At 45.6% G+C, this 17,170-nt stretch carries 15 protein-coding genes; 7 read left to right on the top strand and 8 right to left on the bottom strand.

Annotation, left to right across the window (positions count from 1 at the left end):
• Nucleotides 1–74: 74 nt before the first annotated feature.
• Nucleotides 75–1,070: a LacI family DNA-binding transcriptional regulator gene (locus AC6R05_RS22295; RefSeq protein ID WP_500648670.1), complete on the top strand. Its 996-nt coding sequence runs from the start codon at nt 75–77 to the stop codon at nt 1,068–1,070.
• An 80-nt stretch (nt 1,071–1,150) separates the two neighbouring features.
• Here the strand turns inward: AC6R05_RS22295 and AC6R05_RS22290 are convergent, their stop codons facing one another.
• The gene (locus AC6R05_RS22290; protein WP_500648669.1) at nt 1,151–2,140 is read right to left on the bottom strand and encodes a zinc-binding dehydrogenase; all 990 of its coding nucleotides are present in this window, start codon (nt 2,138–2,140) and stop codon (nt 1,151–1,153) included.
• Between the two features lie 248 nt (nt 2,141–2,388).
• On the opposite strand from AC6R05_RS22290, the gene AC6R05_RS22285 reads away from it, so the two are divergent.
• Nucleotides 2,389–2,949 carry a sugar O-acetyltransferase gene (locus tag AC6R05_RS22285; RefSeq protein WP_500648668.1) on the top strand — a complete coding sequence of 187 codons (561 nt, stop codon included), beginning with the start codon at nt 2,389–2,391 and terminating at the stop codon, nt 2,947–2,949.
• A 68-nt stretch (nt 2,950–3,017) separates the two neighbouring features.
• Here the strand turns inward: AC6R05_RS22285 and AC6R05_RS22280 are convergent, their stop codons facing one another.
• Nucleotides 3,018–4,205, bottom strand: a complete 1,188-nt coding sequence (locus tag AC6R05_RS22280; RefSeq protein ID WP_500648667.1) for an MFS transporter — start codon at nt 4,203–4,205, stop codon at nt 3,018–3,020.
• A gap of 166 nt (nt 4,206–4,371) precedes the next feature.
• On the opposite strand from AC6R05_RS22280, the gene AC6R05_RS22275 reads away from it, so the two are divergent.
• Nucleotides 4,372–5,253 carry a LysR substrate-binding domain-containing protein gene (locus tag AC6R05_RS22275; RefSeq protein WP_500648666.1) on the top strand — a complete coding sequence of 294 codons (882 nt, stop codon included), beginning with the start codon at nt 4,372–4,374 and terminating at the stop codon, nt 5,251–5,253.
• A 71-nt stretch (nt 5,254–5,324) separates the two neighbouring features.
• Here AC6R05_RS22275 and AC6R05_RS22270 read toward each other — a convergent pair whose 3' ends face one another.
• The 6 genes from AC6R05_RS22270 to AC6R05_RS22245 all read right to left on the bottom strand — a co-directional run bounded on the left by AC6R05_RS22270 (nt 5,325) and on the right by AC6R05_RS22245 (nt 11,609).
• Nucleotides 5,325–7,196 (bottom strand): alpha-amylase family glycosyl hydrolase, encoded by a 1,872-nt coding sequence (locus AC6R05_RS22270; RefSeq protein ID WP_500648665.1) that lies wholly within the window; start codon nt 7,194–7,196, stop codon nt 5,325–5,327.
• 161 nt (nt 7,197–7,357) lie between these two features.
• Nucleotides 7,358–8,479 (bottom strand): ABC transporter ATP-binding protein, encoded by a 1,122-nt coding sequence (locus AC6R05_RS22265; RefSeq protein WP_500648664.1) that lies wholly within the window; start codon nt 8,477–8,479, stop codon nt 7,358–7,360.
• Between the two features lie 168 nt (nt 8,480–8,647).
• Nucleotides 8,648–9,130, bottom strand: coding sequence for an early set domain-containing protein (locus AC6R05_RS22260; protein ID WP_500648663.1), 483 nt, complete (start codon nt 9,128–9,130; stop codon nt 8,648–8,650).
• Nucleotides 9,131–9,156: 26 nt separating this feature from the next.
• A complete protein-coding gene (locus tag AC6R05_RS22255; RefSeq protein ID WP_500648662.1) occupies nt 9,157–9,558 on the bottom strand; it encodes a hypothetical protein in 402 nt (133 codons plus the stop codon).
• Between the two features lie 17 nt (nt 9,559–9,575).
• On the bottom strand, nt 9,576–10,583 hold the full coding sequence (gene lpxD, locus AC6R05_RS22250; RefSeq protein ID WP_500648661.1) for a UDP-3-O-(3-hydroxymyristoyl)glucosamine N-acyltransferase: 1,008 nt from the start codon (nt 10,581–10,583) through the stop codon (nt 9,576–9,578).
• 21 nt (nt 10,584–10,604) lie between these two features.
• Nucleotides 10,605–11,609, bottom strand: a complete 1,005-nt coding sequence (locus AC6R05_RS22245) for a porin (protein ID WP_285465779.1) — start codon at nt 11,607–11,609, stop codon at nt 10,605–10,607.
• A gap of 408 nt (nt 11,610–12,017) precedes the next feature.
• Between AC6R05_RS22245 and AC6R05_RS22240 the strand changes: the two genes are divergently transcribed.
• Genes AC6R05_RS22240 through AC6R05_RS22225 form a run of 4 tightly spaced genes read left to right on the top strand, consistent with a single transcriptional unit; the run spans nt 12,018 to nt 17,165 of the window.
• Nucleotides 12,018–13,244 carry a sugar ABC transporter substrate-binding protein gene (locus AC6R05_RS22240; protein ID WP_032550627.1) on the top strand — a complete coding sequence of 409 codons (1,227 nt, stop codon included), beginning with the start codon at nt 12,018–12,020 and terminating at the stop codon, nt 13,242–13,244.
• A gap of 10 nt (nt 13,245–13,254) precedes the next feature.
• Complete coding sequence (locus tag AC6R05_RS22235) at nt 13,255–14,538, top strand: carbohydrate ABC transporter permease (protein WP_500648660.1); 1,284 nt, start codon at nt 13,255–13,257, stop codon at nt 14,536–14,538.
• A gap of 1 nt (nt 14,539) precedes the next feature.
• Nucleotides 14,540–15,373 (top strand): sugar ABC transporter permease, encoded by an 834-nt coding sequence (locus tag AC6R05_RS22230; protein WP_032550624.1) that lies wholly within the window; start codon nt 14,540–14,542, stop codon nt 15,371–15,373.
• Nucleotides 15,374–15,389: 16 nt separating this feature from the next.
• On the top strand, nt 15,390–17,165 hold the full coding sequence (locus tag AC6R05_RS22225) for a glycoside hydrolase family 13 protein (RefSeq protein ID WP_500648659.1): 1,776 nt from the start codon (nt 15,390–15,392) through the stop codon (nt 17,163–17,165).
• Nucleotides 17,166–17,170: the final 5 nt, after the last annotated feature.

Raw genomic sequence — 17,170 nt, 5'->3', positions numbered from 1 at the left:
AGAGCGTTGCCGTTTCACTAAGCAATACAATTAGCTGGCTTAGGTCGGCTAATTTTTTATAGAAGGGTAAGTGAATGGTAACCATGCTTGATGTTGCGAACCGCGCTGGCGTCTCGAAATCGACGGTCTCTCGCGTGCTGAACGGCAAGAACATCGTAAGGCCTGACGTTGCCAAGAAGGTCTTTGATGCGATTCAGGAGACAGGCTATCGACCAAACTTATTGGCTCAACAATTGGCGACTAAGAAGACTAACTTTATCGGTTTTGTCATTACCAACGAGCTTTTTAATGGCCCTTACTTCTCATCTTTGATGTATCACGCGGCTTCCTATAGCGAAAAATCCAATCATCAGTTGGTGATCACCGATGGTAAACACAGTGCTGAGGACGAGCGCAAAGCCATTAACTTTCTACTCGATATGAAGTGCGCCGGGATAATCATTTATCCGCAATGCTTGAGTGAAAGCGAGATTGCGCAGATCATCGAGAGCACTGACACTCCTATTCTTGTGCTCAACCGTGAAATGCCATCTTCACCTGAACATGCAATTACCACAGACCACTACCAAAGTGCTTGCGTGATGATGGAACATATCATTGAGCAAGGCCATCAGCAGATCGCTGTGATCCGAGGAAAGTCAGGGTCATCGACAGACGTACAGCGCTTCGCCGCGTATCGCGATACCTTGTTGAAACACAAGATTGCTTATGACGAATTGAGAGTCGTACAAGGTGATTGGACAATGGAGAGTGGTTATACTTCAGCGCAGGAACTGTTGGCCAAGGATGTCGCTTTTACCGCAGTAGTTTCGGAAAATGATGATATGGCGATCGGAGCGATGAAAGCCTTTCTAGAGAAGGGCTACAAGCTACCTCAAGACATCTCTATCGTGGGCTTTGATAACAGCAAAGTGGGTGAGTTTTTAACGCCTAGCTTAACCTCTGTGAGCGTTCCACTAGAGCAGATGACGCAAAAAGCTGTCTTGAAAATCGTCGGTGACTTAGCGCAAGCAGATGCCATCAAAACTACGGGTAGCCTTGTCATTCGAGACTCGGTACTCAGTCGCTAAGAAACTCGATTTAAAGGAATGCCTAGAAGGTTCTGGAGTGAATCACTTCTAGGCTGGGGATGTTCGGTTGAGTGTTGAGATTAGTGAGCCAGCTTGGCGATGACTTTGCCAACTGTGCGCTGGTTTCTCATATCTAGTAGCGCATGACCAATCTCTTCGAGAGTAATCACTTTGAGGTTAGGAACGACAACGTCACCAGATTCAACCAAAGCATTAACGGCGTTGCCTGCGTCGATTAAGGTTTTCATGCCTTTAGTACCATTCACATGACCTGAGCCTAGGCTAAGTTGGTGAAAGCTTAATCCTTTAAGGAAAGCATTGTCGTAGCGTTCTGGCGTTACCACTTGCACTAACTCCACCATTTCGCCTTCATAAGTCAATACATCAGCGGCAAATTTGTCGTTCTCGCCACCGACGCAATCCAGCGCAATATCCACACCTTGGTCTTGAGTAATCTTCATTACCTCTGCAACGACATCTGAGCTGCGGTAATCGATGGTGTGAGTCGCACCAAGCTGGCGAACCGCCGCATGATTGGCTTGTGAGCAAGTCGTAATAATGGTTTTTACACCAAGTGTTTTGGCAATTTGAATCGCAAAGCTGCCTACACCACCTGAACCACCAGTGATGAGTAAACTCTCTTTGTTGCTGGCATGAAGTTTATCCACCAAAGCGCGGTAGGCCGTCCACGCAGCACATGGCAGAGAGGCGGCTATTTCTGGGGAGGTATTTGGATGTGGAACCAAAGTGCGAGCGTCTTGAATGGCGAGTTCTGCAAAACCACCATGAGCGCGTCGCATATTGCCGTGATACAACACTTTGTCACCCACTTGCCAATTTTCTACCTTGCTGCCGATCGCGATGATTTCACCTGAAACGTCTAAGCCACCAACAAATTGATCGTCCATGTTTGGCACCATTTCATGCCAAAAGTTGATTTTTGCATCTACGGGGTTGAGTGCGACAGCCACAACCTTAACCAAGACATCAAATTCACTTTCTAAATTGGGTGTTGGGAGTTCTGACACTGAGAATGTATCACTCGATTTTTGGTAGGTAATTGCTTTCATTATCGCCTCTATTCCATGATCTATTATCACTAGAATAGCGTGCATTTCATAAATTGATAATTATCGATTGTTTAGCCTACCATTACATTTTGTTATTAGGTTATAGGGAAGATTCAGTCTAATTATTGGTCGTCGGTTAGTTATTTTTATTGGCAAAATTGAATCGCAAAAGTGTGCGCGGCGTTGATTATTGTGTCAGTACAAGCCTCTATAATCGGCGAAAAGTTTTTGGTAAGTAGATAAAGAACATGAAAACAGAAAAACAGAAGATGTTGGCTGGAGAGCCTTACTTAGCATGGGATGAAGAGCTGTACGCAGAACGAATAGAGTGTCGTAAGGTTCTACAAAAGCTCAACAACAGTATTCCAGACAGTGAAGAGTGGCGTTCTGCCATTGATACGCTGATCCCGGATTCTGAAGGTGCATATTTAGAGCCACCATTTCGATGTGATTACGGCTCAAACATTAAGCTAGGTAAGAATTTTTACGCCAACTTTAACTGCGTCGTTTTAGATGTAGCAGAAGTGACGATTGGCGACAATGTGCTGTTCGCCCCTAATGTACAAGTGCTTACGGCAGGTCACCCATTGGATGTGAAGAGCCGTGTTGATGAAGGCGTTGAGTTCGGTACGCCAATCTCGATTGGTGACAATGCTTGGATTGGTGCTGGTGTGATCATTTGCCCGGGCGTGAACATTGGCAAGAACAGTGTGATTGGCGCAGGCAGTGTGGTGACCAAAGATATTCCAGACAATGTTGTCGCAGTCGGTAACCCATGCCGAGTTTTGAGAACGATTGATAACGACTAACAGCACCATCAAACAGACAAAGCCCGAACTTAGATTCGGGCTTTGTTTTTTCTAACTCTTCTATAAAACTAAACGCTAGATGGGATAGGTTGCTGAGTTTGTCTCTTGTCTAATAGACCACTAAATCGAGTTAGGGCTAATGCCACTAAGACAATCACTGCGCCAATCCAAGGCGTGTTCATTAAGCCAGACTCCGCAACAATGATACCTCCGCCCCAAGAGCCAAGCGCGATGCCAACGTTGAACGCTGCGATGTTTAAGCCTGATGCTACGTCGACTGCATCTGGCGTGTATTTCTCTGCCAGTTTAACCACGTAAACTTGCAACCCCGGGACATTACCGAAGGCAAAAGCACCCCAAACCAAAATTGTTGCCACCGATGCGTATGGATTAACCGCCGTGAAGTTAAACACAACCAGTACCGCAGCAAGGCCAGAAAAGATAACCGTTAGCGCTTTGATTGGCCCCATTTTGTCAGCCATCTTACCACCCCAGATGTTACCTATCGCGACTGAAACACCGTAGACCAACATGATTAGGCTGATGGCGCTTGAGTCGAAACCAGACACATTTTCTAGGATCGGAGCAAGGAACGTAAACGCGGTAAATGTGCCGCCGTATCCCAGTGCTGTAATTGCATAAACCAGTAACAATCTTGGTTGAGTCAGCACTTTCAATTGAGCAGAAAGCTTCGTTGCTGGTGGCTGTTTAAGGTTGTTAGGCACCAATAACGCACTGCCGATCAGAGCAATTAAGCCCAGTAGAGCCACGATCAAGAAGGTCGCTTGCCAGCCAAATGTTTGACCAATATAAGTGCCCAGTGGTACGCCAGTCACGAGTGCTACCGTTAGACCGGTAAACATAATTGCGATCGCACTTGCCGCTTTCTCTTTGGCCACCAATCCCGTAGCGATGGTTGAGCCAATAGAGAAGAACACACCATGAGCCAAGCCCGTTAATATACGTGCGGCAATAAGAGTGTTGTAGCCAGGTGCTTGCCAAGCCAGTAAGTTGCCCACCACAAACAGCGACATGATGGTGAGCAGTACCAGTTTTCGATTCCACTTACCGGTAAGTGCAGTCAGTACTGGCGCACCAACGGCAACACCCAGTGCGTAGAGGCTAACTAACAGGCCTGCAGAAGGTAGGGATACGTTGAGATCGGTTGCCATAGTTGGTATTAAGCCAACGATAACAAACTCTGTGGTTCCTATGGCAAAGGCGCTGAGCGTCAATGCAAGTAAAGCTAAAGGCATAATTATTTCTCTTAAAATGGGTAACACATAAAAGTGGGAGTCGGTTGTGACTCGTTTCGTTGGCAGGGATTATGTGAGAAATCGCTTTTGCTAAAAACAGTGTGATTAACAAATTACTTTTGTTATAAATGCAATAGTTGCACTATCTATTACTTAGGGGGATCGGGTGATAACACGTTCGGATGATTTAGAGATTATGCTCACCGTGGTCGATAGCGGTGGGTTTTCAGCAGCTGCGCAGGCGCTTGATATTCAAGTAGCGAGAGTCTCCCGAAGTATCAGTAAGGTAGAGAGTCAGCTGGGTGTTTCCCTGTTCAATCGTACGACGCGACGCGTAGAGCTAACCGAAGAGGGCAGGCAGTTCGTCGACTCGATTCGAGCCGGTTTAAGGATCATTCATGAGGCAGAAGAGGAGATTGTTTCGCGTGGTGAACTTCCCAAAGGTCGACTACGAGTAGACGCAGCCAGCCCGTTTGTGTTTCATCAACTTGTCCCTCTAGTCAGTGAATTCAATAGCGCTTATCCTGACATTGAGCTTGAACTGACCTCAAACGAGGGGTTTGTTGACTTGATCGAGAAGCGAACCGATGTGGCAATAAGAATTGGTCAATTAACCGATTCGACGCTCCATGCTCGTCCATTGGGTAAGAGTTTGCTTTACATGGTGGCTTCCCCTGAGTATCTCGCTAAGCGCGGAATCCCTCAAAAGTTCGAAGAGCTTTCTAGTCATCATACTGTCGGCTTTACTGGCGCCAAGGTGCTTAATCACTGGCCGCTCCCAAACCAAAATTATGTCGAGCCAACCATCACAGCCAGCAATGGAGAAACGGTGCGCCAGCTCGTTCTTGCAGGCAATGGGATTGCCTGCTTGTCTGGCTTTATGATTCAACAGGACATTGCAGCAGGACGACTCATCCCTGTATTAGAGCAGGAGAAGCTGACCAACACAGGGCGTGAAACAATCAATGCGGTGTATTACAAGTCTTCCTCTGTCTCTAAACGCATCTCTGCTTTTATTGACTTTATCCAGCCAAGATTGACCCTATAAAAAATCCCGCACATAGGTGCGGGATTTGAGTGGTTTTATGTTCTCTAAGATGTCAAATCACCAATTAAAGATCAGTTCTTGGTGTGGAGGACAATCACTTCATTTTGGTCAAGGTTGAACGTCGCGCTGCCGTTAGCTACGACAACTTGGTCGCCACCTAGCACGTTGTCGTATGTGCCGTTTGCCAAACCAAGGTTAATGGCATTCACTGAGGTCGAGTTACCTAGGTTCATCGCTACCACGACAACGTCGTCTCCTGCGTTACGCTCATAAACAAGCACATCGTTACTTATCCAACGTTCAATGTAAGAACCTTGTTGGATCGCGAAGCTCTCTTTACGTAGTTTGCTGAGCTTTTTGATCATCTGGTATGCCGGTGTTGTCTTGTCGAAGCTCGGCATCATTTCACGGTTGTATGGGTCGTTACCTTGCTGACCAAAGCCGTTGGTCGTAAAGTTCGCTGCGTAGTGCTCTGTACCGTAGTAGATACATGGAATACCACGAGAAGTCATGATAAGAGCCAAACCTAGTTCTACACGATCTTGTGCGAATGGGATGCTTTGTCGACCGCCCCATTTGTCTTTGCCTGGACCAAAGTTAGTAGCGTCAGAACGTAGCACAGTTGAAAGGCGTGGTGCGTCATGGTTATCCAAGAAGATCACTTGCCAATCACTACTTGTGAACTTCTGATCTCTCAGCTTCATGTAGTTGTTAATGGCGTACATACCAGTGCCATGATGGCCAAGCAGAGCGTTCTCGATGGTGTTTCTTAACCCGAAATCAAGCAGCGCAGAGCCTGAGGTGTTTGCGAAATCGATAGATGCGAAGTTTGAGCCTGTTGCGTCAGCACCAGAATCCATCCACTCACCAAAGAAGTAGAAGTCTTTTCCTTGGCTCTGTTTCGCGTATGCGTTGATTTGACCGGTAAAGTCTTGGATGAACTCTTTATCCATATGCTTCACCGCATCAATACGGATAGCATCCACGCCTAGGTCGACCCAGAATTTAGCACCGTCAATTAGGTATTGACGTGCCGGACCGCCTTTTCTTTGGTCGAAGTCGGTTAAGTTAAATAGGGTCTTGTTGCGAACAGCCCACGCATCGTTCCACTCCCAATCTTGTCCGTTAGCCGCAATTGCACCGTTACGGTGGTAATAGCCACTGCTGTCGTTGTTGTAATCGGCAAGACGAACGCCATTTTTGTACAGAGCGCCGTATTCGCCTTCATCATCTGGGTTGGAGTGGTTAGGTGCGTAGTCCAGTACCAGCTTCATGCCGTAGCTGTCCATCTTCTTCTTCAATGCTTTAAAGTCATCGACCGTGCCTAAGTGCTCGTCTACTTTAAAGAAGTCACGTCCCCAGTAACCGTGATAACCCGCACCGCCGCGGCTGTCAGGCACGTTAATGTTGTCAGCTGGTGGAGTGATCCAAATTGCAGTGATCCCCATGTCGTGCAGGTAATCGAGCTTTGCTGTTAAGCCTTTTAAGTCGCCACCAAAGTACTTTTTGAAATCCGACTTGTCTGCTGAATACATGTTGGCGCCTGTCGATGTATTGTTGCTTGAGTCGCCGTCATGGAAGCGGTCAAGAAACACGAAATACATGGTTTCATCACGCATATCGAACGGCAGTTTTTCATGAACAATAACCGTGTTGGTGTCGTCGTAAAAGTTGATCTCATAGGTTTTATTTGGATCGACAACATAGTTATTAATCGGGTAGTTCTCTGACCAATCACCAAAGCGGTCGACTTTAAAGCTTGGTGGGTTATTGCCGTCGCCAGTATTGAATTTCTTAACAATTTGCCAATGGTTAGGTTTGACCTTCACCATGGATTCGCTTTGCCAATCATTGGCTGTGCCGCGGAAGTACGCTTGGTTCCAATCTGCAGCGGCAGGTAGAGAAGCGAGCAATACTGAAAGAAGTACTATTTTGTTCTTCATTTTATCGTCCTGTTTCACTTGTTAGATAAATTTGGGGTGCACAAAGCCGATCCAGATATTCTCTGAATTAGACTTAATTATTAGGTTTTAAATTTTTTCGAAAAATATAAGCCACCCCAACACATCAAATAAGAGGCAGCTTTCGTTCAGCGATTAGATATTTATAGCGTTAGGTTCTTTTCTGTTTCCGCATCGAAAATATGACAGAACGCGGAGTCAAAGTTAAAACGAATATTCTTACCGATATCTGATGTGGATATGGTTTGGTTATTCACTCGAGCAACCACTTCATTTTCGCCGATTCTGAAGTACAGGTATTTCTCATTACCCAAGTTTTCTACAACCGTTAGCTCACCGTCGTGCACATTAATCGCTTCGTCATCGTTGGCAAGGTTAATGTGTTCAGGGCGAATGCCTAGGCATACCGGTTTATCAATGTGATTAAGAAGCTTCTGCTGCTTATCTTTTGGAATGATAATGCGTGCCCCCGGAGCGAGCTCAACGTAAACATCATCGCCTAGCTGGCAGAGCTTAGTATTGATAAGGTTCATCGCCGGAGAACCAATAAAGCCAGCAACAAATTTGTTTTCAGGGTAGTTGTATAGATTGGCTGGTGTATCTACTTGCATTATGTTGCCTTGGTTAAGCACGCAGATGCGATCGCCCAACGTTAACGCCTCGGTTTGATCGTGCGTTACGTAGATCATGGTTGCTGGGTTGCCTTCCTCTTTCAAAGATTGGTGCAACTGGGCAATCTTAACGCGCATCGAAACACGTAGCTTAGCGTCTAAGTTAGATAACGGCTCATCGAATAGAAAGACATCGGGCTTACGTACAATGGCACGACCTACTGCAACACGCTGACGCTGACCACCTGACATCTCTTTGGGTTTGCGGTAAAGCAAGTCCGTGATCTCAAGCTTATCAGCGGCTTCTTCAACGCGCTTTTTGATCTCGTCTTTTGGTCGCTTTTGCATTTTGAGGCCAAAAGCCATGTTGTCGAATACGGTTTTGTGCGGGTAAAGGGCGTAGTTTTGGAACACCATCGCGATGCCACGGTCTTTTGGTGGGAGATCGTTGACGACTTTGCTGCCGATGCGAATATCACCACCAGAGATGCTCTCAAGACCTGCGATCATGCGCAGTGTGGTCGACTTTGCGCAGCCCGACGGACCGACAAATACCATGAACTCACCTTCATGAATGTCTAGGTCAATGCCATGCACAGCTTTGAAGCCATTGTCGTACTCTTTTTCTACTTTGCGTAGGCTAACTGTTGCCATTTGATACTCCGCATAGGATTACATAATCAAGTGAGTTAATTTGACGGTTCACCTGATGTTATTAATTAAAAAATGTTGATTCAGAAAGGCGTTTTCGGCTGACAGCGACTTGCTCAATCAACAGAATGAGAGAGCGAACATTAGTTATTCGCTCCCATCTATTTGTGATTACTTACAAGCTTTTAGTAGCGCTCGAACTGGCTTTTTATCCTGACCAACTTCGATACTCCACAGATATTTGCCGTCTTCAGGAATGGCGACAGTGGTGTTCTTTGCAAAGCCGCCTCGTTTGAGCTCTTTCTCGTAACCTGCAACCATCTCTTTGCCCGCAGCAGTAAACTGTGGATTCCAGCTCATGGTGGCAAACTGTAAGCTGACATTACCGGCTTTCTCTTCGCTCACGACTTGGTAGATACCGTTGCCTTTGTGGGACATTTGACGGTTTTCCATGTGCATCCACTGGCCATCTGGGAAGGTACCAACAACATAGAGTGATGGCTTAATCGGACCACGCTCTTCAACACTTGGTAGGTTACAGTCAGCAAAAGGGCCAGTCGCAACAGCTTGTGCACCTTCTGTGCTGTCAGATGTGCTAGCACACCCCATCAGTGCTGATGAGAGCAGGGCAGTAAGCAGCAAAGTACGTTTCATCGTCAAATTCCTTAATCTTATTCGCGTTATATTGTTAAATTTCGATTGGTTTCATAATCGAAAATATGACCAAAATAGGTATCGAAATTAATACGAAAAGATTTCCCGATATCACTTTGGCTAATTAATTTTTTAGTTCTGAACAGTATTTCTTTTTGACCAATCTTTAATAAAATTTCAAAGCTATTATTGGTCTTTTTATAATCGATGAGTTGACCATTGATGGTATTAAGCTCTTCGTTATCGCTAGCTAAATAGACAAAGTCAGGGCGAATACCAAAATAGACTCTTTCATCGATGTATGAGGACAAACAAGCTTGTTGTTGCACCGGTATGTTCAAGGAGGCACCGGGTTCAAGCTCGATATACAACTCTTTGGTGTTTGACCTTATGTAGGCATCAACCATATTCATTGCTCTGTCCGTCATCTCTATTCCCATTAGCGTTACAAGCTGAACAAACGTGCGATAAACCCTTTCGATTCTGTTGGGGTTTCCGTTTTATCTTGGTTTAATTTCTTGTTGGTCAGCTTATTGAGTGTTGCTAGGTTTTTGTAATAGCTACGAGCATCCTTTGCCGGGTATCCGAAGATATCGCTATTGGCTGGGAAAGAGTGGCTCACGCCAGATTTCGCTTTGATCACTGAGTTCTTGCCGATGGTTAGATGGCCTGCGGTGCCCGCTTGCCCATGAACAATCACGTTGTCTTCCAGGGTGGTGTGCCCAGCGAAGCCTGTTTGCGATACAAGTAGGCAGTGTTGGCCAATCTTACAATCATGGCCAATTTGAACTAGGTTATCGATTTTAGTGCCTCGACCAATCACGGTATTGCCTAGCGTGCCTCGGTCGATGGTGTTGTTGCATCCAATCTCAACGTCGTCTTCGATAATAACGCGGCCAATGCTCTCTACACGCTGGTATCGAGTCTGCTTACCTGTCATGTATTCAAAGCTGTAGTTGCCAATTGAGTTGTTTGAATCAATCGTGACATTGTTGCCAATGATGGTGCCCTCTTTGATCACGTTATTGGCATGAATTGCCACGTTGTCGCCAATAGTGACGCCGTTCATAATCTTTACACCAGGCATAAAGTGGCAGTTCTCTCCGATTTGGCAGTGCTTACCAATGTAAACATCTGGGATATCAGAGGTGTTGCCTTGATCAAACAGTTGGTACTTATGCACCTTATAAAAGCGCATCAGCTGGTTAAGCTTATCGGCATCGAGTTCATCAATAATGATTTTTGTCTTTGCCGAAGATTGCAGAATCGCTCGCGGCCCAATAATGACGTCTGCTAAAGTTTCAGAAATGCCTTTTAGATCTGATTTGGCGAATACAATCGCAAGCCCACCTTTTTCATCGCTTGAAACCGGACGAATCAGCGATATTTCTATCGTGTCATCACCAACGATTTCTCCACCAACGACCTGAGCTATTTCTGAAACTTTGAGCATATTATTCGACCTATCAATTAGTTAGAAGCGATATAGAGCTTGTAAGAATAGTGTGTTCTGTTCAACTACTTTTTCGTCACCAGCGTATTGCGCAGCATTCGACGTTTCAGTATCTTTCGCCCATTCGTATTCAGCTTTCATCAACCAGTCTTCACCTACGGCTTGTTCGTAGCCGATAGTCGCTTTGCGAATGTCTTTGAAGTAGTCGTCGTTGCTGCCGATACCGTTGGTTTCATTTTCACCGATACGAGCTCGAACATACATGGTGCCAGCATCATCAAAGCTGTATTGAACAATCGGTTCTACATACTTCTCAGTGAAGTCACTGACTTTCTTGCCGTTGTTTTCGTTCTCTTTAATTTGGTAGAAGAACTCAACACCCAACTCCCAGTTACCTAAGCGCTTGTATGGTTTGAACAGTAGGCTGTAACCTTCTTCTTTGATTTTGCCCCACTCGCTCTTATCTTCATCATTCAGTAGATACTCGAGGTTAGAGTAGAAACCAGCACCGAAGTCATTACTCCAGTAGGTAAGGTAAGGTCTAAAGCTGTGTTCAACGGTAGTATGTCGTAAACCGTTTGTACCAGATGTGCTGTAGATCTGACTGCGCGAGTATTCGATGTCATAAACAGAACCTACTCCCCAACCTGAACCAAAGTTGAAGCCTTTGTCGATAGACAGCAGGTGAATGTATCCATCTTCCGTTTCGCTGTATCCCGATTGCTCTTTTTTACGATCTTCTAGCTTGAAAGCGTAAAGGGTCGAGAAGTTCCACTTAGAGTTTCGGTAGAACAGGCTTACCACTTCATGCGTACGAGTCTGCTCTGTTGATTCAGTTGCGCCCCATTTAGCCCAGTCAGTCGTCGTTTTGTATTCGTATTCAATTGACGATCCAACATGCCCACCAAATTTCAAAGCGTCATCAAAAAAGGTGTCTTCAGGAGCAAAGCCTCGATCGCTAGCAAAAGCAGTGGTACTCACAAGCAAAGTGTTGGCTATCACTACAGACAATAATGTTCGTTTCACAGTATTTCCTTATTATTCCGGCATTGGATTTATTTCGATAATTCTGGCCATGAATTTAGTAGTTCACGTTGAACGCCTAATTATTGTTCTTTATTTATTTTAAATTTTCTTCCCATAGAAATTGGTTATGTGATCCCGCTCACTCTCATGCGTGAATTTTATTGATCATCATCACGAATAGTATTGTTTTCATCGATATAGCTATCAGGATGAGCTTATTTCTTGCTGTAAAGCCTGATACGGACTGGTGTTGTATATAATCATGCGCATGGTTAGCAATTACGTATTTATGGTGATCTAAATCACAAAGGTGTTTCTATTTTGAACAAATCGTATTGACTTGTTTAAGGTGAGATATAACCTAGTAGTATCTTATGGACTACTAAATTTAACTTGTGCGGTGTGAGTATGAAAGAAAAGCTATTTAGAACAACGCTATTGGCCTCGCTATTGATGTCTGGGTTGGCTAGCGCTGAAGAGATAACACCAGAGAAAGGTGCTGATCTGCTCATTTGGACGGATAAAACAACCGTTGAATACATGGAGTATGCAGCAGACTCTTTCAATAAAGAGTTCGGCTACGATGTCGACTTTTCGTTTCGTGGACTCGCACCTATCGATTCCGCTTCTCGCCTAATTCAGGATGGCGGGTCAGCTCGAGTGGCTGACGTGGCAGAGATTGAGCACGACTTATTAGGGCGTTTGGTGGTTGCTGGTGGTGCGATGGAGAACCTTGTTTCTGCCGAGCGAATCGATAGTACCTTTATGCAAAATGCCATCAGCGCTTCTAAGTCTGAAGGTGTGAGCTATGGTTTTCCGGTCAGCTTTGCCACCACTGCTCTCTTCTACAACAAAGATTTGCTTCCGAAAGCTCCAGAGAGTTTTGAGGAGATTATTGAATTTTCGAAATCATTTAATAACAAGCAAGAACACAAGTATGCGTTGCTTTGGGATATCCAAAACTACTATGAGTCTCGTATGTTTGTGACCTTATACGGCGCTTATGAGTTTGGTAACAACGGCACCGACGCTAAAGATATAGGTATTGACTCAGAAGAAGCGCAAAAAGGGCTCGAGGCAATGAAGAGCCTACGCGTAGCCAACAGTTCAAACCCAATTGATATGCGTAACCCGCAAGTTCGTCGAGGCCTCTTTGGTGAAGGCAAAGTGGGTGCAATCATTGATGGCCCGTGGGCGATTCAAGGTTATAAAGATTCGGGCGTAAATTTTGGTGTAGTACCAATGCCAAAGCTGGAAGGTCAGCAGCCACGTACTTTCTCAACCGTTCGACTTGCGGTGGTCTCTTCTTACACCGAATACCCTAGAGCGGCGCAACTGTTTGCTGATTACCTATCGACAGAAGCCATGCTTAAGAAGCGCTACCAAATGACTCAGTCGATTCCACCTGTTCAAGCTGTGATGGAAGAGATCATCGTTAATGCGGATGAAGCGACTTACGCCATCATTACTCAAGGTTTCTACTCTGATGCGATGCCTTCATTGCCAGAGATGGGCTTCATTTGGTCGCCAATGGCTAGCGCGATTACCGACTTATGGGTAAATGACAAGTCACCAAAAGCCGTTCTTGACCGCGCTCGTTCAATTATTACTGAACAGATTGAACTACAAGAGTAGAAGAGGACCTATGTTGTTATCTGAGACTAAGGCAGCCCCTAGGTTGCCTGCTGCTCTCCTGATTATGGGGAGCACACAGATTTTAAAGGGGCACTGGTTGAAAGGCGGGATTTTTCTAGCCATCCAACTGGTTACACTACTGCTCTTCCCTGAGCTGATGGAGTCGCTTAAAGGCCTTGTGACCCTAGGTGATGTCGCTCAAGTGCGTAAAGGCTTTACCATCACACAGGGTGATAACTCGATCTTTATGTTGGTCGAGGGTGTGATTGCGCTGCTCTACTCATTCCTGTTTATCTGTTTGTACGTATCAAATGTACGTGATGCGAAGCATACTCAGACGTCAAAACTGTCTCTGAGTGAACAACTGAAAGACATCTACGATCGCAAGTTTGCGTTCATTATGTTGTCGCCTGCGTTTATTGCGAGTATCGCGTTTATCATCATGCCGATCATTATTACGGTTATGGTGTCGTTTACTAACTATTCAGCACCACACCATATCCCACCGAAGAACTTGGTCGATTGGGTTGGATTTAAGAACTTCTTTGCTCTGTTTGAACTGAAAATCTGGTCGAGCACATTCTTCGGCGTCGCGTCGTGGACGGTAATGTGGGCATTCTTCGCAACGGTCTGTACCTGTGGTTTTGGCTTCTTGCTGGCGTTGGCGTTGCAGAATAAGAAGATCAAAGCGAAAAAGGCATGGCGCTTTGTGTTTATTCTTCCTTACGCAATTCCAGCTTTTGTCACTCTATTGATGTTCCGTTTGTTACTTAACGGCATTGGCCCAGTTAATGCAGCACTGAACAGCTGGGGTTTTGATTCGGTCGCTTTCTTATCGGATCCCTTCATTGCCAAGATTACCGTAATTGCGGTGAGCGTTTGGGTCGGTGCTCCTTACTTCATGCTGTTGATTGCAGGCGCGTTGACCAATATCCCTGAAGATCTATACGAAGCGAGTGAAGTGGACGGTGCGAGCAAATTCCAGCAGTTCTGGGAGATCACCTTACCTATGGTACTTCACCAAGTTGCGCCATCTTTAGTGATGACGTTTGCCCATAACTTCAACAACTTCGGAGCGATTTTCCTACTGACCGAGGGTGGACCAATCAACCCTGAATATCGCTTTGCAGGGCATACCGATATCTTGATTACTTGGATCTACAAACTCACTCTCGACTTCCAGCAGTATCAAATCGCGTCGGTTATCTCGATTGTGATCTTCTTGTTCTTGTCGGTGATTGCGATTTGGCAATTCCGTCGTATGAACTCATTTAAAGACGATGTAGGTATGTAACATGGATAAGTTTATTGGCAAGGTTGGTACAGCCGTTGTTTATCTGTTCTTAACAGCAAATGCGCTTTTGGTTCTGGGGCCGGTTATTTGGACTGTGCTGGCATCGTTCAAGGTAGGTAACAACCTTTTCAGCTCTTCGTTTACGGGTATTGAATTTACCTTGGACCACTACCGAGCGCTGTTCAACGATACGCCGTATTTTGAGTGGTACAAAAATACCTTCTTCTTGGCGACTGCCAACATGATTATCTCGTTGGTTGTGGTGACTCTATCGGCGTTTATCTTCTCTCGATATCGTTTCAACGGTAAGCGAAACATCATGATGAGTATCTTGGTGCTGCAGATGTTTCCAGCTTTCCTTTCGATGACGGCGATCTACATTCTGCTTTCCAAAATGGGGCTGATTGATACCTATGCTGGGTTGTTGTTTGTCTATGTTACAGGCTCTCTACCTTTCATGATCTGGCTTGTTAAGGGCTACTTCGATGCGATTCCAACATCGCTTGATGAAGCGGCAAAGATTGATGGTGCGGGGCATATGACCATCTTCTTGGAGATAATCCTTCCGCTCGCTAAGCCTATCTTGGTGTTTGTTGGCTTGGTGTCGTTCACAGGTCCTTGGATGGACTTTATATTGCCAACTCTAATCCTAAGAAGTGAAGAGAAGATGACTCTGGCGATCGGAATCTTTAGTTGGATCTCTTCTAACTCGGCAGAAAACTTCACCCTCTTTGCAGCAGGTTCTCTATTGGTAGCCGTGCCAATCACCTTATTGTTTGTTGCAACACAAAAACACATTACAACCGGCCTCGTCAGCGGTGCAGTAAAAGAATAAAAGCTAGGAATACATAATGATTACAAAAAGTGCGCTTACACACTCGGCAAAGAGTGCGGACAGTTACGCCTACGATAATGAGACTTTGCATCTGAGATTGCGTAGCGCGAAAGGCGAAATTGAACGAGTTGCTCTATGGATAGGTGACCCTTACCACTGGGCTGAAGGCGGTCTAGATGGCGGTAACCTTGGTGGCAGTGATGCTCACGGTTGGGTTGGGGGTAACGAAGTCCCTATGATTCACGAAGGTGAGACTGAGCATCATGACCATTGGTTTGCTGCTTTTAAGCCACCTAAACGTCGTAGCCGATATGGATTCATTCTTTATGGCAAGGATGGTGAGAAGATCTTGTTTGGTGAGAAGCGTTGTGCGGACTTATCTGATCCTAAGAAGGCGGAAGTTGAGCTAAGTAATTTAAGTAACTTCTTCTGTTTTCCATACATCAATCCACGTGATGTTTTGAACACACCGAACTGGGTGAGAGATACCATTTGGTATCAGATTTTCCCAGAGCGCTTTGCGAACGGCAAACCAGAGATTTCGCCAGCCAATGTCCAGCCATGGGGCACAGATCCTAAGTCGGATAATTTTATGGGCGGCGACCTATGGGGCGTGATCGAGAAGCTCGATTACCTGCAAGACTTAGGCGTGAATGGCTTGTACTTGTGTCCAATCTTTACCGCTAATGCCAACCATAAATATGACACCGTTGATTACTACAACGTGGATCCTCACTTTGGTGGTAACGAAGCGTTTAAAGCACTAGTCGAAGCGGCGCATCAGCGTGGCATGAAGGTGATGTTGGATGCGGTATTCAATCATATCGGCGCTCAATCACCACTTTGGTTAGATGTTGTCGAGAAAGGTGAAAAATCTAAATACGCCGATTGGTTCTGGGTGAATCAGTTTCCTGTCTACCCAGACACACCCAAAGATCAGTGGGATTTTTGGAACCTCAACTATGAAACGTTCGGCAACGTGGCAGAGATGCCAAAACTCAACACCGAAAATGAAGAATGCCGTGCTTACCTGCTTGATGTTGCTCGTTATTGGGTTGAGGAATTCAAGATCGATGGTTGGCGCTTAGATGTGGCAAACGAAGTTGATCATGCCTTTTGGCGTGACTTTCGCACTGTCATCAAAGGCATCAATCCGGATTGCTATATTCTGGGTGAGATCTGGCATGAAGGGATGCCATGGCTACGCGGCGATCAGTACGATTCATTAATGAACTACCCGCTAACACAAGCGATCACTGACTACTTTGCTTTGTCTGCGATGGATAAAGAGGGCTTCGTCAACGCGGTCAATACGTCGTATCTGGCTTACCCAAGAAACGTTAACGAAGCGATGTTTAACTTGCTCGACAGCCATGACACGACGCGTATCTTGTCTCTGTGTCAGGGTGATAAGCGTCGTGCCAAATTGGCCTACTTGTTCATGTTCACTCAAGTAGGTGCGCCATGTATTTACTACGGTGGTGAGATTGGTATGGATGGCGGCCGTAGCATGGGTAGCGAGAACAACCGTAAGTGTATGGAGTGGAATGAAGCGAACCACGACTTGGACTTTAAAGGCTTTATTCAACAACTCATCGCGATGAGAAAGAACAACCCAGAGTTTAATCAACCAAACCTGGAATGGATTCCAGTTGAGGACGAAAGCTGTATCGCATATCGACGCTCTGATTACTTACTCATTCTCAACAACAGTGACCAGCCGAAGTTCATTGAGTTAGATGGACAAGTTCACGCGCTGGATGCGTTTGGCTACGTGATTGAGAAAGCATAGCTAGC

The organism is Vibrio sp. R11-SG3-ISO9 (genome assembly GCF_059834255.1).
This window is presented reverse-complemented; position numbering and strand designations above follow the sequence as displayed.